Origin of the sequence: Rhodococcus sp. 05-339-2 (genome assembly GCF_002258965.1) — a bacterium.
Taxonomy (GTDB): Bacteria; Actinomycetota; Actinomycetes; order Mycobacteriales; family Mycobacteriaceae; genus Rhodococcoides.
In genome coordinates this window covers 75,131-96,122 of sequence record NZ_NOYW01000020.1, presented here as the reverse complement: position 1 = coordinate 96,122, position 20,992 = coordinate 75,131, and the positions used below count along the sequence as shown (strand labels likewise).

At 64.3% G+C, this 20,992-nt stretch carries 20 protein-coding genes; 2 read left to right on the top strand and 18 right to left on the bottom strand.

The window, feature by feature from the left end; all coding sequences use genetic code 11:
* From mftD to mftA, 4 genes are read right to left on the bottom strand one after another with little or no spacing between them, the layout of a single operon-like run.
* The gene (gene mftD, locus CH273_RS23270) at positions 1-1,179 is read right to left on the bottom strand and encodes a pre-mycofactocin synthase MftD (protein ID WP_032397571.1); all 1,179 of its coding nucleotides are present in this window, start codon (positions 1,177-1,179) and stop codon (positions 1-3) included.
* The gene (gene mftC, locus CH273_RS23265; protein ID WP_032397572.1) at positions 1,179-2,411 is read right to left on the bottom strand and encodes a mycofactocin radical SAM maturase; all 1,233 of its coding nucleotides are present in this window, start codon (positions 2,409-2,411) and stop codon (positions 1,179-1,181) included. The genes mftD and mftC overlap by 1 nt, the downstream gene beginning before the upstream one ends.
* Positions 2,412-2,445: 34 nt before the next feature.
* Positions 2,446-2,745 (bottom strand): mycofactocin biosynthesis chaperone MftB, encoded by a 300-nt coding sequence (gene mftB / locus CH273_RS23260; protein WP_032397573.1) that lies wholly within the window; start codon positions 2,743-2,745, stop codon positions 2,446-2,448.
* Between the two features lie 2 nt (positions 2,746-2,747).
* The gene (gene mftA / locus CH273_RS23255; protein WP_080730438.1) at positions 2,748-2,861 is read right to left on the bottom strand and encodes a mycofactocin precursor MftA; all 114 of its coding nucleotides are present in this window, start codon (positions 2,859-2,861) and stop codon (positions 2,748-2,750) included.
* A gap of 291 nt (positions 2,862-3,152) precedes the next feature.
* Between mftA and mftM the strand changes: the two genes are divergently transcribed.
* Positions 3,153-3,980: a mycofactocin oligosaccharide methyltransferase MftM gene (mftM, locus tag CH273_RS23250; protein WP_032398256.1), complete on the top strand. Its 828-nt coding sequence runs from the start codon at positions 3,153-3,155 to the stop codon at positions 3,978-3,980.
* A 35-nt stretch (positions 3,981-4,015) separates the two neighbouring features.
* Here mftM and CH273_RS23245 read toward each other — a convergent pair whose 3' ends face one another.
* The 8 genes from CH273_RS23245 to CH273_RS23215 all read right to left on the bottom strand — a co-directional run bounded on the left by CH273_RS23245 (position 4,016) and on the right by CH273_RS23215 (position 12,778).
* Positions 4,016-6,424 (bottom strand): HNH endonuclease signature motif containing protein, encoded by a 2,409-nt coding sequence (locus tag CH273_RS23245; RefSeq protein WP_094638071.1) that lies wholly within the window; start codon positions 6,422-6,424, stop codon positions 4,016-4,018.
* Positions 6,425-6,529: 105 nt separating this feature from the next.
* Complete coding sequence (locus tag CH273_RS27465) at positions 6,530-6,835, bottom strand: hypothetical protein (protein WP_256991350.1); 306 nt, start codon at positions 6,833-6,835, stop codon at positions 6,530-6,532.
* Positions 6,836-7,108: 273 nt separating this feature from the next.
* A complete protein-coding gene (locus tag CH273_RS23240; protein ID WP_032398258.1) occupies positions 7,109-8,374 on the bottom strand; it encodes an acyl-CoA dehydrogenase family protein in 1,266 nt (421 codons plus the stop codon).
* 151 nt (positions 8,375-8,525) lie between these two features.
* Positions 8,526-9,542, bottom strand: coding sequence for a helix-turn-helix domain-containing protein (locus CH273_RS23235; RefSeq protein WP_082322633.1), 1,017 nt, complete (start codon positions 9,540-9,542; stop codon positions 8,526-8,528).
* Between the two features lie 133 nt (positions 9,543-9,675).
* Entirely contained in the window at positions 9,676-10,935 is a 1,260-nt protein-coding gene (locus tag CH273_RS23230; protein WP_052050202.1) for a molybdopterin molybdotransferase MoeA, read from the bottom strand.
* Complete coding sequence (locus CH273_RS23225) at positions 10,935-11,177, bottom strand: MoaD/ThiS family protein (protein ID WP_032397574.1); 243 nt, start codon at positions 11,175-11,177, stop codon at positions 10,935-10,937. The genes CH273_RS23230 and CH273_RS23225 overlap by 1 nt, the downstream gene beginning before the upstream one ends.
* Positions 11,178-11,195: 18 nt before the next feature.
* The gene (gene moaA, locus CH273_RS23220; protein ID WP_143546260.1) at positions 11,196-12,209 is read right to left on the bottom strand and encodes a GTP 3',8-cyclase MoaA; all 1,014 of its coding nucleotides are present in this window, start codon (positions 12,207-12,209) and stop codon (positions 11,196-11,198) included.
* An 8-nt stretch (positions 12,210-12,217) separates the two neighbouring features.
* Positions 12,218-12,778: a molybdenum cofactor biosynthesis protein MoaE gene (locus CH273_RS23215; protein ID WP_052050208.1), complete on the bottom strand. Its 561-nt coding sequence runs from the start codon at positions 12,776-12,778 to the stop codon at positions 12,218-12,220.
* A 247-nt stretch (positions 12,779-13,025) separates the two neighbouring features.
* Here CH273_RS23215 and CH273_RS23210 point away from each other — a divergent pair, with 247 nt between their 5' ends.
* A complete protein-coding gene (locus CH273_RS23210) occupies positions 13,026-14,051 on the top strand; it encodes an AraC-like ligand-binding domain-containing protein (RefSeq protein WP_082322636.1) in 1,026 nt (341 codons plus the stop codon).
* An 18-nt stretch (positions 14,052-14,069) separates the two neighbouring features.
* On the opposite strand, the gene CH273_RS23205 is transcribed toward CH273_RS23210, so the two are convergent.
* The 6 genes from CH273_RS23205 to CH273_RS23180 all read right to left on the bottom strand — a co-directional run bounded on the left by CH273_RS23205 (position 14,070) and on the right by CH273_RS23180 (position 20,957).
* Complete coding sequence (locus CH273_RS23205; protein WP_032397575.1) at positions 14,070-15,059, bottom strand: NAD(P)/FAD-dependent oxidoreductase; 990 nt, start codon at positions 15,057-15,059, stop codon at positions 14,070-14,072.
* Positions 15,056-15,370, bottom strand: coding sequence for a ferredoxin (gene fdxA / locus CH273_RS27980; protein ID WP_032397576.1), 315 nt, complete (start codon positions 15,368-15,370; stop codon positions 15,056-15,058). Before fdxA ends, CH273_RS23205 begins: the two co-directional genes overlap by 4 nt.
* Positions 15,371-15,406: 36 nt before the next feature.
* A complete protein-coding gene (locus CH273_RS23195) occupies positions 15,407-17,587 on the bottom strand; it encodes a molybdopterin-containing oxidoreductase family protein (protein WP_082322638.1) in 2,181 nt (726 codons plus the stop codon).
* 120 nt (positions 17,588-17,707) lie between these two features.
* Positions 17,708-18,388, bottom strand: coding sequence for a MadR family response regulator transcription factor (locus CH273_RS23190; protein WP_303396071.1), 681 nt, complete (start codon positions 18,386-18,388; stop codon positions 17,708-17,710).
* On the bottom strand, positions 18,385-19,773 hold the full coding sequence (locus CH273_RS23185) for a MadS family sensor histidine kinase (RefSeq protein ID WP_032397577.1): 1,389 nt from the start codon (positions 19,771-19,773) through the stop codon (positions 18,385-18,387). Before CH273_RS23185 ends, CH273_RS23190 begins: the two co-directional genes overlap by 4 nt.
* Positions 19,770-20,957, bottom strand: a complete 1,188-nt coding sequence (locus CH273_RS23180; RefSeq protein ID WP_052050417.1) for an iron-containing alcohol dehydrogenase — start codon at positions 20,955-20,957, stop codon at positions 19,770-19,772. Before CH273_RS23180 ends, CH273_RS23185 begins: the two co-directional genes overlap by 4 nt.
* Positions 20,958-20,992 lie beyond the last annotated feature (35 nt).

Below are 20,992 nucleotides of genomic sequence, written 5' to 3'. Positions count from 1 at the left end.
CTAGACGCCGAGCCTGCGGTCGAACCCGGCCGGCATCACCACATCCGACGGCGAGAGGTCCTGTACCGAGGTGTGCCCGAGCCCGAGGACAGCGGAATCGACTCCGCCGCGCAGGATGTCGAGTACGTTCTCGACGCCCGCCTGACCGTTCGCCGACAGACCCCACAGATATGCCCGCCCGATCAGCACCGCTCGCGCACCCAACGCCAGCGCCTTCACCACGTCGCTGCCGCGCCGAATCCCGCCGTCGAGGGTGATCTCGACCTGATCGCCCACCGCCTCGGCAATCGCGGGCAGCGCCCGGATCGGAGCCGGGGTGCCGTCGAGATTGTTACCTCCGTGGTTGGAGACCGAGATTGCCGTGCACCCGGCGCCGACAGCCCTCTTCGCATCGTCGACGCGCATCACGCCCTTGAGCATGAACGGCCCACCCCACTGCTCACGCAGCCACGCCACGTCCTCCCACGTCGGCAACGGGGTGCCCATCCATTCGCCGTACGCACCGAAGAACGTCGGGGCCGGACCGCCCGTGGGCGGCGTCAGGTTGGGGGTCGTCAGATCGGGGATCTTGCCGGTCTTCGCGAACTCCCACAACCACTTCGGCCGCATGATGCCCTCGGGAGCGAACTGCACCATCGCCTTGAGGTCCATCTTCTCCGGGATCGACGGGCTACCCCAGTCGCGGCCGTTGGAAAACGACCAGTCCAGGGTCATGATCAGCCCGACCGCCCCGGCTGCGCGTGCGCGCTCCATCCGTTGCAGCAGTATCTCGCGCGATCCGACCCAGTACATCTGGAAGAACGTCTGCGGGTTCGCCGCCGCGACCTCCTCGACGGACTTGCTCGCGAACGAGGACAAACCGATCGGAATCCCACGCGCCGCAGCAGCTCTCGCGACAGCGACCTCACCGTCGGGATGCACCGCCTGCACGCCCGTCGGCGAGATCATCACCGGGAACGACAGCGTTTGCCCCATCACCGTCGTCGACAGGTCACGCTTGTCCGATAGCCCGGCCACGTGCGGGGCGAAGCCGAGTTCACCGAACGCCGCCATGTTGTCATCGATCGTCAGTCCGCGCTCCGAGCCTGCCACCAGGGCGGCGTACACGGACTTCGGTAGCCGCTTCTTCGCACGCCGTTGCGCTTCGGCAACGGTCTCGAACCACGCACTCTTCGCCATCAGCTTTCCTGTTCCATTCCTGCGAGCGGGTTCTCGTCACAGATCTTCGCCGGCGGACGCATCATCAACGTGAGCGGCACCGACTTTCGTGGGGTCTTGCGCTGACCGGTCCGGGAATGGTCGACACTGGATTTGGGGATCTCCCCCGCCGCCGCCAACGCCATTTCACCGTTCCCGATGACGCATTCGGGATCCGGGCCGTCCATCGGCAGACCGGTGAAGAATTTCGCCGCCATACATCCGCCACGGCACGCGTCGAAGTGGGCGCACTTGGTGCACGCGCCCGAGGTCTGCGGCGAGCGCAGATCCTGGAACAACTCCGATGTCTGCCATACGGATTGGAACCCGCCCATGCCATCTTTCGCGTCACGGACGATGTTGCCGGCGAGGAAGTTCTCGTGAATGGCGAACGGGCAGGCGTACACGTCGCCGATCGGATCGATCAGGCACACCACGCGCCCGGCACCACAGAGGTTGAGCCCGGGCAGAGCGTCACCGAATGCCGAGAGGTGGAAGAACGAATCCCCGGTCAACACACCCTCACCGTTGGCGACGAGCCAGTTGTACAGCTCGCGCTGCTGACCGGCCGTCGGGTGAAGATCGTCCCATACATCCGCGCCCCGGCCGGATGGCCGCAACCGGGTGATCCGCAGTGTCGCAGCGTATTTGTCGGCGAGAGCTTTGAAGTCGTCGAGCTGACTCACGTTGTGTCGGGTGACGACGACGGAGATCTTCGCGTCCCGAAAGCCGGCCTCCTTCAGGTTCTCCAACGCCCGGCACGCCATGTCGAACGAACCGGGTCCGCGGACCGCATCGTTGACCTCGGCGGTTGCGCCGTCGATGGAGATCTGGACATCGACGTAATCCGACGCGGCCAACCGCGCGGCCACCTTCTTGTCGATCTTGACCCCGTTGGTGGAGAACTTCACACCCACCTGGTGCGCGGTCGCATAATCGACGAGCTCCCAGAAGTCCGAGCGCACCGTCGGCTCCCCACCACCGATATTGACGTAGAAGACCTGCATCTTCTGCAGCTCGTCGATGATCGACTTGCACTGTTCGGTGCTCAGTTCGCGCGGGTCACGGCGACCCGACGAGCTCAGACAGTGCACACACGACAGATTGCAGGCGTAGGTCAGCTCCCAGGTCAAGCAGATCGGCGCGTCGAGTCCGAGTTCGAACTGGTCGACCAATTTGCCTACCGGAGCGGGCCTTTCGAGGGTGGAGGTCATGGGCGGAAGTCCTCTTCTACTAATGGGTCAGGCTCTACGGGCGAGTGATCATGCTCGAGTCGGCCAACGTTGCGAGGGCCTTCACGTATGGGGCCGACTGCTCTTCGGTGATCCCTGCGGCCTCGATCGCCGACCGCATGTCCGGATGATCGGGAAACGAGGTGATGATCGCCACGATCGTGCGGTTCTTCAGAAACGAGAGCTTGCGAGTTCCGAAGTGATAGAGCAGAGCCCCGAAAGACTCCGGACGCAACGCCACCTGTGGATGCAACACCCAACGCGAATCCAGATCCAGCCCGACCGCATCGAGGTCGTCGCGCACTGCAGTGGTCATGATCAGTACACGCCGCACATGCCGTCGATCGACACTTCCTCGACCAACGACTCCTCGACGAGATCGGATTCGACCACGGCCGTACCGACCACAGCGTTCTCGTTCTTCTTCGACATCTGGAACCTCCTGCGAAATATGCTCGGTCACAATCCGATTGGTTGTGTCTCGGATCACCACGCTAGCGGCCGATCACGACTCGGAAGCGGCGTGAGAGCAGAACTGGTCGGCCGTCGCGATCAACCGTCCATATGGGTAGGTATCGTCCCGTCCGGCGTGCGGGGCCAGCATCGTCCGAGCGGCCCGACCTGACAGGGAGTGGCCGATTCGTCGACCGATGTGTGGAACGCTCGACCTCACCGGAGGGGCGGCCACGCCGAGTGGACGTGCGACGAACAGAAATGACATCGATGACCGAACTGGATGCACTCGCACCGAGCCCCGATGGAGTCTGGGCGCACGAGAACGTGGTGGTCCGACACCTGCATGGACTCGAGTTCGACGCGGTCCGAACCGGATCGACCGTGCAGGTCTGTCATGGCCTGACGTCGGCCCAGATCGGTGAGCGCCTCGTTCCGATCGTGACCGCACAGGCACGTCATGTGGGTCTTTCTCAGCGGGAATTCGAGTTGGTGTTGGTCGGGATCGTCCGCACCACCGTCGCCGATCCGGTCGACGCCTGGGCCACCTACTATCGCAATTCGCTGGACGAACTACTATCCGGCACTGCCGATTTCGCTCCCGTCCACGATCACGCAGAAAACCTGATCGTCGGATCGGTGCTCGATATGGGATCGTGTTTCGGCTTCTTTCCGCTCCGACTGGCAATGAAGGGGCACTCGGTGACCGCGACGGACCTCTCCGCCGGCACCATGCGGTTGCTCGCCGTCGTGGCCCCGCATCTCGGGATCACACTCGACACCGTGGTGTGCGACGCTGCGAACGTTCCCGTCGCAGACAGCAGCGTCGACACGGTGACTGCACTGCATCTCCTCGAACACGTCGACGCAGAGACAGGATCTCGCATCGTGAGAGAGGCATTACGCATCGCGCGCACCCGTGTCGTTGTTGCAGTGCCCTTCGAGACCGAGACCACCGCCTGCCACGGACACGTTCGCACGTTCGACGAATCATCGCTGGTGGAACTGGGTCGGTCGACGGGTTCGATGTTCGAGACCTCGGAGCACCACGGCGGGTGGCTCGTGATCGACAAGACCAGGGCACGCCAGTTCACCTGAACAGGTTTCGCATCCGAGGCGTTACCCCAGCACACCTAGAACGGCGGCTCGCCGGTGTCTTCGGCGGTCGGTTCTGTTATCGACTCATGGTTGTCCGGTAGGTCGGGGTAGGCGATGATGCCGGATCTTCTCGGTTGGGTGGGGATGTGTGGTCTGAGGTCGTTTCCGAGGATCGGGACGGCGGTGCTGTTGGCGGGCAGGGTGATTCGGGTGGTCTTCGAGGTCGAGGTCCACAGGATCGCTCCGCCGGGGAGCATGACGGCTTTCCAGTAGCCGGCGGTTTTGACGCAGTGGTGGTAGTCGCACAGGCACTGCAGATTGTTGACCGTGGTCCAGCCTCCGCCGAGGGGGTTGCTGTGGTCGAACGGGTTCACGTGGTCGAGTTGGCAGCGGGCGGCGGGGCGGTGGCAGCCGGGGAAGCGGCAGTGTTTGTCGCGAAGGCGGACGGCTGCGGCGGTGAGGGCATCGGGGCGGTAGATCAGGGCCCGGTCGGTCAGGGGGTCGCGGGGTACCGACTTTCCGAGGGTGGTGTCGGCGGCGATGGCGGCTTCGAGTGCGGCAGCAAGGGATGCGGTGCCGAGATAGAGGCCGCCGGATGTGCGGGTTACCGATATGTGGATCGTGCGGTTGTTGGGCCGGATTGCGAAGGGCAGGTCGAGGGCAGAGCTGTGCCGTGTGCCCCGGCCGACAGGAGTGTGGGTACAGAACAGCGCTGCGGCGGAGGCCAGTGATTGCGTCCGCCGTTGCCCGTCCGCGCCTGCCCCGGTCTCGGAAAGAGCTGGATCGGCCGCTGAACGGGCAGAGGTGTCCCCCGCGGGATCCTCCGTCTGATGATTCTCCGTTTGATCGTGCTTCGAAATCGGTGATGTCGCCGTCCCCGGTTCCGGCGGGATAACTGTTCCTGGCGTGGGGCTTGTTGTCGGTGGTGATACTGGTGTCGGCGGGACCGTCCCGGTTCGCTCGGGTCGCTGTGGAGCAGAGCCTGTTTCGGTTCGGTCCGGTGCAGTGCCCAACTCCGGCGATGGTGCTGGATCGGAGTCACGGTCGGGATCTGCCCTTTGGTCGGAGGCAGATTCTGCAGTTGTCGCCGGCGGTGCTGATGCGGTGGCTGTCACGGTGGTCGGCGAGGGCGAAGGTGAGAGTGAGGGCGAGGTGGTCGTGTTCGTTACCGGCGTGCTGGTCGGAGATGGCGAGGGTGTGGGCGATGCAGCGGTGACGGATCCGTTCGCCGGTTCCACCTCCGGGGCAGTGGTCGCATCGGTGACGACGTCGACGGAAGCACCTGTGGTCAAGCAGGACTCGGTCTCGGACTCGGGTTCCGCCTCGGTCTCGGTCTCGGGTTCCGACTCGGCGTCGATCTCGGGTTCTGGGTTGCTGTCGGTGCGGCGGTGGGTCTCGGTAGCGCGTCTTCCCGACGCAGTGTTCGTCCCTGAGTCCGTGTCCGTGTCAGTGTCCGTGTCCGCTGTCGCTCCCGACCCTGAGTCCTGTTCCCGAGCTCGGGTTTTCGGTGTTCGTTCCCATTCCCCGGTCTCCGGGTTCTGCACAGCCAGCCCGAGTTTCTCGGCGAGGGTGACCGCTTCGGTGAGCAGGATCTGCCACTGACTGCTGCGCGCCAACTCCCGAGCGAGATCAGGATCGATGGAACCGTGCCCGGCCAGATACGCAGGGTTCGCAAGCAACCCGATCAGGGTGGCTATGTCGACGGTGACCATCGTCAACGGCACCCGCCGATCGGGCAACACCGCACCCGCCTTGGGGCAGTCCTCCCGTCGGCACAGGCACGCCAAGCGGGGTTCACCGTGCATCCGGGCCATGAACGCATCACACAAGCGTTCCTTCTTCCCACGCGGATCTTTCGGGCACAAGGTGTCGGCCATCTCCTCGAGCAACTGCCACGCAGCGGCAGCTTCCGGAGCGGTCAACTCCGCCCGGATCCGCGCCAGTTCCCCGGCCGGGGTGTAGGTGACGGTCCGGAACCTCTTCGCGAACTCCCGCAGTGCCGCTGCTTCTTCCGGGGCGACCCGGAACAGGATGTCCCAGATCTCCTTCTCGAGCGGACCCGGTGACAACCGGTGGGCCGCCTCGACGACCTCGGCTTCGACGGAGGTGACGATGTCGTCGGAGAGGTTGTCGAGGATCCGGCACACCGTGCGCACCCGCGGCAGGTCGACCTCCCCGCCCTCGAATGCTTTCCGCAGCAGGGGCAATCGCGTGTGCAAGGCGACGCCGACCGAGATATACGATTCGGCGACCGTCGCCGAGCACCCCAACGCTACTGCCATTTCGGTGCGCCCGTACCGGCTGTAATGCTTGTGTTCGGCGTCGAGGGTGATCCAGCTCCGATGAACCTCGTAACAGGCGGTGATCTTGCGGGCCGCCTGCCGATTCTCCGCACGCGCAGCAGCGGTCAACGCCTCCAGTGACACGATCGGTACAGCACCCATCTTTCACCCCCCGGTGAGCAACATTTCAGAACGTGCGTTCGAACTGAAAGAAGACTAACCCGGGCCACCGACAAGAAACGAAAGCGCAGACTCGGCAGCTCGTGCTCACCACCCCGACCAGCACAAATCAGCCGAGCTCGAACTCGGAATGTCGTGATCTGAGCCGCGGTCGTGCGGTGCCGACCACAGTGAGCAGTGCCGATACCCTGGCCTTGTGGAGCCCGACCATAGGAGATGTCTCGACGTCAGAAGGGCGTGCGGTTTCTCCAACACTGCGCCGTAACGGTCGTTGAATCGCCGCGCGATGACCCTGGAAACGTCGACGTGTGGAACATCCTTGCCGACGGGTACCACGTCTGCCGTGCAGAACAAGAAGTCAGCAGCCCGGTGTACCGGGTACGCGAGCCGAATGCGTACATGTCGTAGATCTCTCCGTCTCGAAACCCGCGGCCATATCGTCCAGCGCAGCGTCGAAGACGTGATTCCGCACGTGCCCGACTACCTCACGGTCCGTGACGACCCGACAATCGGTCAGCATCGCAACATTCTTAGAATCATCCGGCCAAACGACCGAGATCCATTGGTCTCGTTGCACTTTCGCCAGTGAGTACGAGCCGGATCAGCGCGCGAGCCCGCTCGTGGTGTCAGGATCGATCGGATCCTGACACCACGAGCGCCATCGGCCTAGGCGGTCTCGGGTACCGACAGTCGATTCTCTGCCGCGGCGAGGGAGTCGAATCCGTCTGCCTTGAGCAGATTGTGGACGTTGCGCCGGCGAACGCCCATGTTTCCGCCGTCGTACACCGGGAAGCAGAGGACGTCTTCCATGATCGCAGCGATCGGGGTCAGGTTCGTGTACGCATCGACGCCGACGAGACGCATGGCGTCGTACACCACCTGCACGGCCGTCTCGGACGCGAATATCTTTGCTTCGTTGGCCAATTCACGGTCGCGTCCACCGGTGCGATCGAAGTGATCGGCAGCCTTCCATGCGAAGTAGCGGACCGCCTCGATCCGAGTCTTGATGTCCACCAACATGTATCCCGCGTTCTGGTACTCGATGACGGGTACCGGACCGGACCGGTGGTCGGTCTTGGCGAACTGCAGAGAGTAGTCGAATGCAGCCCTCATCCTGCCCACGCACGCGGCGGCGATGGACGAGCAGGTCCAGGAGAAGGCGGTGGCGACGATGTCCAACCCGTCGCCCGGCTTACCGATGAGGTTGCCGACCGGCACTCGCACGTCGCGGAATTCGACTCGCGGCGAGTTGGTGGCGCGGTGTCCGATGGTGTCGATCATGTCGGTGATCTCGACCCCCGGCGTCCCCTTCTCCACGACGATGACCGCGAGCGACTCCGACGGCGGGAGCGCAGGATCGGTGCGGCACACCACGCTGATCAGGTCGGCACCCTGACCGTCCCAGCCCGAAGCATTGGTGGTGTAGTGCTTGGCGCCGTTGATGACCCACTCGTCGCCTTCGCGTCGCGCGAAGGTCCGAATTCCGACGGTCGGGTCCTCCGAGTCGTAGTTGGCCCCACCGGTCACCTCGGTGTATGCGATCGCAGCCAGCCGAGGCTCGCCGTCGCAGAACAGCGGGAGCCAGCGGTTCTTCTGTTCCTCGGTGCCGAAATTGATGATCGGATTCAGTCCCAATCCGGTGCCGAGCAACGCTGTCGGAGTGTTGATGTCGACCCGAGCGAGTTCCTCGGCCGCAAGGGCGAACGTCAGGTTGTCGAAGTACGCGCCGCCGTATTGATCGGGAACCAGTCCCTTGACGAATCCGAGCCCGGCCAGCTGCTTGTATACCGGCTGCAATGCGTAGAAGCGATCCTCCGGCCGGGGCAAGGGCGAAATGGCGGCTGCTACTTCGCTCAGGATCTCGTCTGCCACTTGCCGCGCCTGCATGCGCACGGCCATCTGCTCGGGGCTGAGCCTGAAACTCAGGGTCATGTGGGACTCCTCGATGTCTGTCCTGGTGGGGTGAAGAACGGAATCGGGCGACGCTGCCCTGCACACCAGTTTCATCGGGTGAGTCGTCCTGGTCTTGTACCGGACTGCGCCGTGATCGGTACCGTTCTGCACACTCGGACAGAGCGTTTCGCTACCGCTGCACCAGCTGCGGCAGTTCCCTGGTCTTCACCGACGCTCGGTATTCGACCGGACTGCATCCGAAGTGCGATCGAAACGACTTGGCCAGCTGCGCCGAATCCGAGAATCCCCACGCTGCAGCGATCGTTCCGATCGACCGATCGTCGCGCGAATCGGCAAGCTCACGACGACACGCCTCGACTCGATGCTCACGTACCACGGCACCGAAAGTCGTTCCCGCCCTCTCGAACAGTGCATGGAGAGTGCGAACCGATACCCCTACGTGGCGGGCTGCCTCGGTGGCGGGAACTCGGCCGAAGGGAAGCCGGGAGTCGATGAACCGAACCGCGGACACCCGGAGTGCTTCGTCGGTCTGCAACGAGCACGCGGTGTCCCGCTCGGCCGTTGCTCCCAGCACCGCGCGGAGCAGATCGACATGGGCGGCACCGATCATCTGCCGCTCGGTGGGGTGCAGTGAGGAATCGCTCCGCCAGGTCTCGACCATCAGTGAGCCGAGCAAGCGAGCCGAGCCCGACGAGCTCGAAAAGCGCCGAGCAGTGGTCCCCGCCGACGGTGCGACGACGTCTGCCAGCAATGGCCGTGGCAGCCGGAACGACAGGACCCGCCACAGTTCGTCGTTGCCCGGTTCGACGAACTCGAGGCGGTACGGGCGGGTCGAATCGACGACGGCGAATTCGCCTCGGGAGACGGTGCACTGCCGCCCGTCCTGGGTGGTCGTACAGTGCCCATCCAGTTGGAGGTTGACGAAGACGACGTCCTCGTCCGCGCGGGCGACTTCGCGCTTTCCGTGGTCGATTCGCTGGGTGCAGGAGGCGATCTCCGCGGCATTGCCACCTCCGACAGCCGCAGAGCGCACCCACCCGGGCAGTCCGGACCGGGACGAACTGCGTTCGACGTGATCGCGGGATCGCCACGGTGCCAGTGGGGTGAATGCCTGACACAGGACGTCGGCCCAGTAGCTCATCTGATCGGCATGGCCGAGTCCCCGGGTTGTCCAAAATGACGTCATGATGCACTCCGCGATAGATTCGAGTGCACCAACGGTAGGCCCTTGGCGTAAGCCATCCGAGGCGTTTGCGTTACGAAATGCGTGCACTCTCCTCACATCGACGAGTGGTGCGCCGAGAGAATTTCTCGGATCTTCAGATGCACGTGCCTCGCCGCGACGAGGCGAGAGAGTCGAGCATCCACGCGGGGTACTCACCGGACGGCCCGAGGTCGCCGTCGGAGGGCGGGATCACGATCACACAGTTGGCGTCGGCGAGCGCACCGACAGAATGCGATCGGATGATTCTGGCCCCTTCACCGTCGACGATGCCCAGCATGACCCGGGGTACCGGTGAGGCAGAAACGGCCTCCCCCGCTACCCTGACCGTTCTGATCGTTCGCTCGGCTTGCGGGTTTCGTAGTGCCGCAACGATGATCGGCCGGACGAACAGTTCGTACGAGATCAACGCGCTGACAGGGTTTCCGGGCAGACAGACGATCGGAGTTCCCTCGACCTTTCCGCATCCCTGCGGTTTGCCCGGTTTGACTGCAACCGAGACGAATTCGACGTCCTGGTCTGCAAGCGCAAGCCGGATCACCTCCTCGGTGCCCGCGCTGATCCCACCGGTCGTGACGACGAGGTCGGCAACCGCCGCGCATCGGGCCAGTGCCGCCCGACACTCATCGACGTCGTCGGCGACGGCCGGTTCGAGGTGAACGTCGGCACCGCACCGTAGCAGATCCGCGACGATCATCGCCGAGTTCGCGTCGTAACACTCGCCGCGTGCGAGTTCGGTCCCGACCGGCCGAACCTCGGATCCTGTCGACAGCACCGCCACGATCGGAGCCGACTCGATCAGCACATGGGTGCGACCGAGCGCCGCCAGAACACCGACCTGTGCCGGCGTGACCGATGTGCCTGCCCGGACGGCGACGTCGCCGACCTCGAAGTCCGAGGCACGACTGCGGATGTTGCTCTTCGAGCCGACCGAGTGGATCGTCACCTCCTCGATACCGAATGTCTCGACGAACCCGCTGGTTCCCTCGACCGGAATCACCATGTCTGCGCCGTACGGAACTGCGGCACCGGTCATGACCTGTACCGACTCACCCGGATGAAGGTGCAGCGGTGCCGGTTGTCCACCTGCGACACTGCGCGCGGAGACGAGCAGACGTACGGGCAGATGTTCCGGACCGATGACATCGGCAGCGCGAACGGCGAATCCGTCGACCGCCGAATTGTCGAAGGCCGGCAGCGCGTGGTCGGCAACGACATCCTCGGCGAGCGTTGCCCCTACCGCATTGCCGATCGGCACCGAACGCACCGACGCCGATGCTCCCAGTTTTCTTATCGCGCAACGGTGTTGGTCCACCGTTCGGAGATGGACCTGGACGCTGTCCACTGTCGTCGACATCATCCGCCGGAGATCGGAGGCAGGACCGCGATCTCGTCCCTGTCGGAGCACGGCGAATCCTCGTCGCGTGCCAGCGATCGTCCATTCATCCAGATGCGCGACACCGCCAATACCTCCGCGAACGACGCACCGTATCGTTCGACCGCAGTATCGAGCACCTCTCTGACGGTCGATCCCGACATGCTGTTCGACGCCTCCCCAGCAATCTGTCGTGCCGCAGCGAACATCACCAACTCGGCCATACGATCAGCCCCCTTCGATCATCCACCGATGTAGGACATTTCGATCCGATCTCGCACCGGATCCTCGTTCGTTTCCGCTCGAAGTTCCGAGTACCGATCGTCCCGTCGCACCCACAACGCCGTGAGGCGGGATACGAGTTCGTCCTGCGACGCCCCCGAGCGCAGCAACGCGCGCAGGTCCGTTCCGGTCGACGAGAACAGACAGGTGTACACCTTGCCGTCGGCAGACAGCCTCGCGCGCGTGCACGTTCCGCAGAACGGCTCGGACACCGACCCGATCACGCCGATCTCTCCACTGCCGTCGAGGTATCGATATCGAGTCGCCACCTCACCGGCGTACACCGCCTCGACCCGCACCAGCGGGTGGACGCGGCCGATCGTCTCCACGATCGCTTGCACGTCCATGACCTGGGACAATTCCCACCGATTCGTGGCACCGACGTCCATGTACTCGATGAAGCGCACCACGACGCCGGTCCCCTTGAACCGCTCCGCCAGAGTCAGAATCGAATCCTCGTTCACCCCGCGACGCACCACGACATTGACCTTCACCGGAGACATGCCCGCGTCCACCGCCGCGTCGATACCGTCGAGTACCGTCTGCACGGGCACCCGAGTGTCACTCATGCGAGCGAACGTTGCCGGATCCGTCGAATCGAGGCTGACGGTCACCCGCCCCAACCCCGCGTCGACCAACTTCGCAGCATGTGCGCCGAGCAGAGAACCGTTGGTGGTCATCGCCAGATCGATACCGTCGATGGCGCTCAGTCGCTCGACGAGGGAGACAATTCCGGTTCGCAGCAGCGGTTCTCCACCGGTCAGGCGCACCTTGCGAATACCGATGTCGGCAGCAGCTCGGGCGACTCTGTCGATCTCCTCGAACGACAGCAGTTTCGCGGTCTTCAAGAATTCGTGGTCGGGACCGAATTCGGACCGCGGCATGCAATAGACGCACCGGAAGTTGCACCGGTCGGTGACGGAGATACGCAGGTCCCGAAGTGGCCGGCCCCGAACGTCTCTCGCGTCGGCCACGACATCCCTCACGAGGCGGCACCGCAGGTGAGCGGCGACCACTGCGAGGCTGCATGGTGGACGTTCTCGATCTGCACACCGGTCTCCACCCAGGATTGCGCGGCGTCCCGCTGTTCGAGCTTCCACACCGGAACCGATGCCTTGACGATGTCGATGCAGAACTGAGCAGCCAGAAACGCGGCGACGCGATGACCCGCGGACACACAGACCAGGACACTCGCTTCACCCACCGCGACGGATCCGGTCCGGTGCAGCAGGGCGATACGGCCGATGTCGGGCCAACGCTGTTGCGCCGTCTCTGCAATCTCGAACAGGCGTCCGCGCGCGACCGACTCGTAGGACTGATAGTCGATCGACACGACCCCGTCGGTCCGTCGACCTGCGGAGTCCCTCGAATACTCGCGCACAACCCCGGTGAAGGTGACAACGGCCCCGCACTGGGGCATGGTGGCCCAGGCGGTCGCCGCCTCGACCGACAACGCGTCGGAGGTGACTGCGACTCGCACCCCGCTTGCGCAGGATTCACTGTCGTTCCCGTACAGCTGCACGACTGTGTCGACGTCGCCCATGGTGCACCCCTTTCGTCGAATTCGGTTCCAGCTTGGTCCAGAGGGGTGCAGTGCATTTGACCGCCAGCGACCGTTAGTTGACCTGCAGAGACCTCGCCACGCCGTCCGGATCGGACTTTCCGGCAATGTTACGAACAGCGAATCAACCGGAAACATTGCGCGCTAACCTCGAACAAAGCTCCTGCATCGCAGTGACGACACGGTCACCAGGACCGACGACGGTGGGCTTCGACGAAAAGGGGTTCCCATGCTGTCCAGATCCGGATTCTCGATCCCGACTCGGACGACCAGCCGCAGTGACTGGTGCGACATGCTCAGCGAGCATTTCGTCGCACTGGACGTCGCGGACGTGGCCGACAGCCGATTCACCGGGGCCGTCCGGTCGATGTCGCTTGCACACCTTCAGGTTTCGAGTGTCAGATCCACCACGCAGCACATCGCGCGTACCGACTCGTTGATCGATCGGGATCGCATCGAGTACGTCCAGATCGGAATGATCAGACGCGGCTCGGCCATCGTCGTGCAGGACGGCCGCGAATGCACTCTGACGCGGGGCGACTTCGCGATCTACGACACCTCACGCCCGTTCGACTGGATCATCGACGGCCACCCCGACGACGATCAATGGGAACTGGAGGTCTTCACCTGGCCCCGTCACATGCTTCGGCTCGACGCCCGTGAGTCCAGCGACATGACGGCGATGGCATTCGACGGATCCGCCGGATTCAGTGGGCTACTGGGCCGGTTTCTTCACGATCTGAGTTCGACGCGCTCGTCACTGGACATCACCGGAGCGCAGGCGATAGCGGACGAGGTCGGCGATCTCGTCAGCGTGATCGCCCGCAACACCACCACGAACTCGACCGTCGACTCGCCCAGCGCAGCTCTGGTTCGGTCAGCGCAGCGGTACATCGAGGACCACCTCGCAGATACCGAGCTCTCACCCACCTCGGTGGCGTCGGCGATGTTGGTCTCGACGCGACAGTTGCATCGTGTGTTCGCCTCGAGCGGCACGACGGTGGCCCGCACCATCAGAACCAAACGGCTCGAGCGCTGCCGCCGCGAGATCGTCGGCAGCATCACTCTGGACAAGTCGCTCGGGCAGATCAGCCGGAGATGGGGCTTCGCGGACCTCGCCGTCTTCAGCCGCGCCTTTCGTGAGCAGTACGGCATGAGTCCGCGGCAGTACCGCGCCAGCGTCTGTGCCCGGTCGGACGACCCGCGTGCGGTGACGCGCTCGACACGGCCGACCGACCGAGAACAGAGGTACTGACGCGACGAGCGACTCGAGTCAGTGGATCGAGTCGCTCGAATGGCCCGGCACGATCGGTGCCGAACCGTCGACGAGTGGTGCGATGTGGTTGACCGCCGTGGCGGCCTCGGCGAATCCGACCGCGATCAGCTTGACCTTGTCCTGATGTCCGGCAACATCACCCACCGCGAATACTCGCCGACGATTGGTCCGCATCGTCCGGTCGACGGCGATATCGCGCTGGTGCTTGTCCAGACCCCACGTCCCGATGGGACCCAATGCCGCTTTGAAGCCCAGTGCGGCAACGACACTCGACACTGCGAGTCGACGGCGTTCGGTTCCGGCTCCGTCGACGATCGTCACCGATTCGACGGCGTCCGAACCCGCGATCTCCTCGACCTCGTACGGGGTGAGTACATCGACACTCGACCGCTCCAGCAGTCCCAAGCTGTGAGCATGAGCCCGGAACTCGTTGCGGCGGTGCACCAGTACCACCGACTTCGCGATCGGCTCCAAACTCAGAGCCCAGTCCACCGCCGAATCACCGCCCCCGACGATCATCACGTGTTCGCCGGCCAACTCGTTCAGTCTCGGCACGAAGTAGCGAAGCCCACGATCGTGGAACTCCGAACCCGCCGGCAGCGGTCTCGGCGTGAATTTGCCGATCCCCGCTGCCACGAGAACCGCCTTCCCGACGACGGTGACACCCTTGTCCGTCGTGATCCGGACGGCCTCCTCGGATTCTTCGAGCTCGGTCGCGACGTGTCCCATCAGATACGTCGGTTTCGCCTGCTCGGCCTGCTCCACCAAGGCGTCGACCAGATGCTGCGCCTTGATTGCCGGAAAGCCGGCGACGTCGAAGATCTTCTTCTCCGGGTACAGCGCGGCCAGCTGACCACCGGGATGCGGTAGGGCGTCGACGACGGTGACCGTCAGCCCACGAAAGCCCGCGTAGTACGCACCGTAGAGGCCGGCCGGGCCCGCGCCGACGATGATCAGGTCACACTCGAAATCGGTTGCGGCACTCACTTCTTCGCCACTTCGTCGATCGCCGGGTGGTCGTGTCCGACCGGACCGAGATCCTCCGCGCCACCCGACGCATCGGCATCCTCGCAGAACTCCACTGCGATGTCGACGAACCGCTTCTGCTCGTCCGGGATCTTGTGTTCCCAGAAGATCGCGTCGTTGGGGCACGCGGGCATGCATTTGCCGCAGTCGACGCACTCGTCGGGATTGATGTACATCATCCGAGCACCCTCGTAGATGCAGTCGACGGGGCACTCCTCGGTGCATGCCTTGTCCAGCAGGTCGATGCACGGTTCGGTGACGACGTAGGCCATCTCGAAATCCTCGTTCTCGTAGTAGGGAAGGTGTTGTCAGGCGTCGAGCGGTCGCACGTCGACCAGAGTGTCCGAGAACGTCGGGGCATTCCCGAGGTCCGCGAATGCCGTCGGGTTGAGCGAGGCCGGGGTCGAGAGGGAGAGCATGTTCTTGCGCCACGCGCCCATCGCGCACACCGTCACGCCCTCCATGACCGACTTGTCCAGCTTGGCCAGGACGGTGAACTCACCGCGGTCGTTGAACACTCGAACCACATCACCGGAGGCGACACCCCGCCGCTCGGCGTCGGCTGGGTTGATCAGCAGGGTCGGCTCCTTCTGCACCTTGCGATGCATGTCGAGATTTCCGAAGCTCGAATTCAGGTAGGCGTGCGACTTGGGCGTCAGCAGGTTGAGCGGATACTTCTGCGCCAGTTCGGGGTTGGTGCGAGACGATTCGCGCGGCGCAATGTAGTGCGGAAGCGGATCCACCGGTTGGCCCGGCTGGTGATCGTTCGATCCCTGCCGGAAGAGGGGCAGAACGAAGTTGCCGCCCGCCGCTGCCGAGGACAGGAACTCGGTCTTGCCGGACGGCGTCCGGAAATTGCCCTCGGCGTGGGGTGCGTACTCGTCGGGACCGGGAAGGTTGAGCCGCTGCCACCCGAGCTGTTTGAGCGAGTCGATCGAGATGCCCTCCATGGCAGGCGCATTCCAGTCGTACGACAGGGCTATGAGTTCCTCGTCGGTTCGGGAGAACACCGGCTCGGTGAAGCCCATGGCCTTGGCCAGTCGCCGGAAGAGCTCGGTGTTGGGGACCGCTTCTCCCATCGGCTCGATCGACCGATTGTTGTAGGTGACGAACAGGTGCCCCCACGAGAAGTTGATGTCGTCCTGCTCGAGCTGTGTGGTCGCCGGCAGGATGATGTCCGCGTAATCGGCTGTGTCGGTGATGAAATGGTCACTGACGACGGTGAACAGATCCTCGCGGCTGAGCCCGTCGATCATTCGTTTCTGATCGGGGCACACCACCACCGGATTCGAGTTGTAGACCATCAGGGCCTTGAGGGGCGTGTCCAGATTCAGCCCGCCGGTCAGCGCTTCGCCGAGTTGATACAGGTTGATCACCCGCGTGCCTGGCGTCTGCAGATCCGTCTGCAGGAACTCGGGCCAGTTCACCGGGAAAGCCCACAGGGGTAGCTGCAGGATCCCTCCTCCTGGCTTGCGCCAGGCACCCACCAACGACGGCAGGCAGGAAATGGCTCGGACGCTCTGCCCGCCACCGGCGCTCCGTTCGATCGCGACACCGATGCGAATCACGGCCGGCTGGCTCTGCGCGTATTCCCGCGCCAGGGTGTAGATGTCCTCGACGGGGATGCCCGTCTCCTCCGATGCCCACTGCGGGGTGTACTGCTTCACCCGCTCGGCCAGCTCGTCGAAACCGATGGTGTGACGCTCGATGTAGTCCGCGTCCGTCAACCCCTCGTCGATGATGACGTGCATCATCGCCAGCGCGAGCGCGCCGTCGGTGCCCGGCCGGATCGGGATGTACCAACTCGCAGCCTTAGCGGTCCTCGTTTTGACCGGGTCGATCACGACGACCTTGGCCCCGCGCTTCTTGGCCTCGGCCACATACGGCCACAGGTGCAGGTTGGTGCTCATGATGTTCGACGCCCAGATCAGAATGAACTTCGAATGGACGAAGCTTTCCGGGTCGACTCCCGCCGTATCGCCGACCGTCATCGCGTACGCAGTGCACGACCCTGCATCGCAGTAGGTGCGCTCGGCAACCGTTGCCCCGAGACGGTTGAAGAATGCGTCACCGACGTTGAGCCCCTGCGTGATCCCCTGGGTGCCGAGGTAGTTGCACGGCATGATCGCTTCCGGGCCGAATTCCTCGGCGATGGCGGTGAACTTCTCCGCGATGGTCGCAACGGCCTCGTCCCACGAGATTCGCTCGAAGCGACCGGAGCCTTTGGGTCCGGATCGCTTGAGCGGGTACAGGACTCGATCGGGGCTGTAGACCTTGTCCAGGTAGTTGTCCACCTTCACGCACAATCCACCGTTGGTGTACGGGTTGGTCTTGCTACCGCTGACGCTGGTCGCCACACCGTCCGCGACGGTGACCACCATCGAGCACGAATCCGGACAGTCCTGGCCGCAGGCTCCGAGAACGGTCAGCTCCGCGGGGCGGTCTGCGGGAGCGTCGTCTTGGCGTGTGCCTTCTTGAACAGTCGTCATGGGGTGCTCCTCGGCATGGATATCACTGGTATGTGTTATCCGAAGCCTGCACCGCCCAGACGCTCTCGACAGGACACCGAGCGCCGTCTACTTTGCACTCTGCGCCCGAAGGCTCTGCAGTCAGATCAAGCCTTGCTTACTCGCCGCGTACACGGCCTCGGCTCGTCTGGATACCGCGAGCTTGCGCATGATGTTGCTGACGTGGAATTTCACCGTCGTCGCCGAGATGAACAGGCGCGCTCCGATCATGTTGTTGGACAGGCCCGTCGCGAGCAGCCTGAGGACCTCGAGTTCACGCTCGGTCAAGCGCTCGATGCTGCTCGGTGTGCCGTTGAGAGAGCGAACGACAGCCGAGGCGCTCCGCGAGTCGAAGGCACTCTCGCCGCGCGAGACGGCGCGGATCGCGCGTACCAACTCGGTGGTGTCGACGTCCTTGACCACGTATCCCCGCGCACCCGCATGCACGGCCTCCACCACGAGCCGGTCGTCGAGGAAGGTCGTGAGCACCAACAGTCCGATTCCGTTGTGCGCCTTCGCCAACTGCGCACACAAGGCAAGACCCTCGTAATCCGAACTGGCCGACAGCTTGAGATCCATCAGCACGATGTCGGGCTCCACCCGCGCGACGACGGCCAGTCCCTCCTCCCGCGTCGACGCCTCCCCCACGATCGTCAGATCCGCCTCGCGTTCGAGCACCGACCGTAGCCCTTCGCGCAGGATCGCGTGATCGTCGACCAGCACGATGCGCACCGTGGGTGCAGCCACATGCCCTTGGCCGTCGCGGATCGTCGGTACGCTCACAGGGTGTCGCCCTTCTCCGATGTAATACCGAGGGGATCGCTCCCGAGGGGGATTCGCACGGTCACTCGCACTCCTCCGGTACGGGCACGCCTGATCTCGAAGACGCCACCGTGCTCGCGGGTCCGGGCCGCCATGTTCGCCAACCCTCGATGCCTGCCGTCGACGTCGGTGGACTCGGACAGATGCAGCATCATCCGCAGATGGGCCGGATCGCCGTCCCCGTCGTCGGCGATCGACAACTGCACCTGATCGGGCGAGTAGGTCAGTCTCAGAATTGCCCGCGACGCATGGGCGTGCACCGCGGTGTTGAACAGTGCCTCACCGGCGATGCGCAGCAGAGCGTGCTCGCATTCGCTGCTCAGCTCGACCGGAGTTCCCTCCACTCGCAACGACACCTGCAACTCGTCGGGCATGTGTACCACCGACAGTTGCTCGAGCATCTCGGGCAGGGACGTTCGATCGGCATCCTGCGGATGGTTGAGCGCATAGATCGCAGACCGCAACTGTTCGACGGCTCGACGCGTCAACTCCTTGGCCAGATCGAGCCGTTCACCGCGCTCCTCGGCCGGAATGTCGCTGCGGCACACCTCGATCTGCATACCCGCCGACAACACCGCCTGCGTCACGCTGTCGTGCAGTTCGCGGGCGATGCGATGGCGTTCGTCGTCGAGCACCTGATGTCGATGCGCTGCGCCCAGCTGCCGCTGAGTCACCTCGAGTTCGGCGTTGCGGGCCGCCAGATCCGCTGCTGTGCGGTGGGCCTGCGCGTACGCATTCTCGGTGCGTTCGAGCAACTGTCGACGACTCTGGAACAGAGCCGAATTCTGCAGTGCCACAGCCGTTTGACTCGCCAGAATGCTCAACACAGCCGCGTCGGTCGCGTCGAGCACCCGGTGGTCGCCGGTCCACGCCGCGAACGCGCCGACGACGCCACCGTCGAACGCGATCGGCACGAATGCGTGATGGGCCGAGATGACCGGGCTCTGCCCGTCACCGCACGTATCCGTTCGAATCGACTCAAGGCAGTCGATGACGTCGTCCGGCAGCGGCGGACCCTCGACGTTGTCGACCAGGAACGGCGTCGCGTCCGGTCCGAGCACCAGCCGCCGGGGACCGGCATCGGGGAGCGCACCGTCGGCGAGCGCGAACACGACCCACTGCGCGCTCAGATGGGCACGAGCGGCTTCCGCGACCGCGCACACCAGCGTCTCGGGGCCGTCGACCGTCCGCACCAGAGCCCGCGAAATCAGCTCCAGCGCATAGACGACGCGTTCGAGCCGTTCGGCCGCGCCGCGATACTGGGGATAGAACGTGTTCTTGCCCGAGCGCAGTCCCGTCAGCAGCGACAGATCGGGGCCCGACGTCACATCGGGTCCCGACGTCACAGCGCACTCCGGAACAGCTCGACCATCTCGAGGTGCGTCGCCGAGCGCGGATTGGTGGACATGCAGGCATCGTGCAGAGCGTTGGTGGCCAACACATCGAGATCCAACTCACTGACTCCGATCTGTGCGAGGCCGGACGGGACACCGACCTGTCGCGCGAGGCGGTCGACGCGGTCTGCCACGGCCATCGCGGCCTCCTCCGGCCGGGCTCTGCCCTCGGGAAGTCCGAGGCTCGTCGCGATGGCCACGTACGGCAGCGGATCCTCGGCTGCATTGAAGCGGATGACATGAGGCAGCAGTACGCCGTTGATCACTCCGTGCGGCAGGTCGAGCAGTCCACCCACCTGATGGCTCATCGCGTGCGTTGCACCGAGGATCGCGTTGGTGAAAGCCAGGCCGGCTTCGAGGCTCGCCTGGGCCATCGATCCGCGTGCAACCATGTCGGCGGGTTCGTCGATGGTGCGTGCCAGCTGCGACATCACCATGGTGATGGCCCGTAGCGCATGGTGATCGGTGAGTTGGTTGTGTCCGAGCGAGACGAAGGCCTCGATACCGTGAGTCAGGGCATCCAAACCCGTTGCTGCGTTGAGCCATTCGGGCATCGTGGTGAGCAGCCGCGGGTCGATCACGGTGATATCGGGGACCAGAGCTCTGCCGAGAATGGTGATCTTCGTCGAGCGCGCCGTATCGGTGACGATGCAGAACTGGGACACGTCGGCACCCGTACCGGACGTCGTCGGCACCATGACCAAGGGTGGAATCGGGCGCGTGGCCTGATCGACACCTTCGTAGTCGAGGATTCTGCCGCCGTTACCGGCCAGGATCGCAATGCCTTTGGCCGCATCCATCACCGATCCCCCGCCGATGGCCACCAGCACATCGCAGACCGACTCGGTGTAGACCGCATACCCGGCTTCGATCTCGACATCCTTGGGATTGGGCGTCAGCTCGCTCCACACCTGGGGAAACAGGCCCTGTGCAGTGAGCAGATCGATCAGCTGACCCGCCCACCCGCTGTCGAAAAGACCGGCATCGGTGACCACGAGCGGACGCACTCCGCCCAGCCGAAGCGTCGCGTGCGCCACTTCACCCAACGAATCCTGACCGAACACGATCTCCGGGGCATGGAACTTGAGCACGCGCGGTGCCTCCGGGCGGCTGCGTCGATCATCGAGGTCGTGCAGCGCCTTGCCTACGTTCGCAGTAGCTGCCTGGTCCA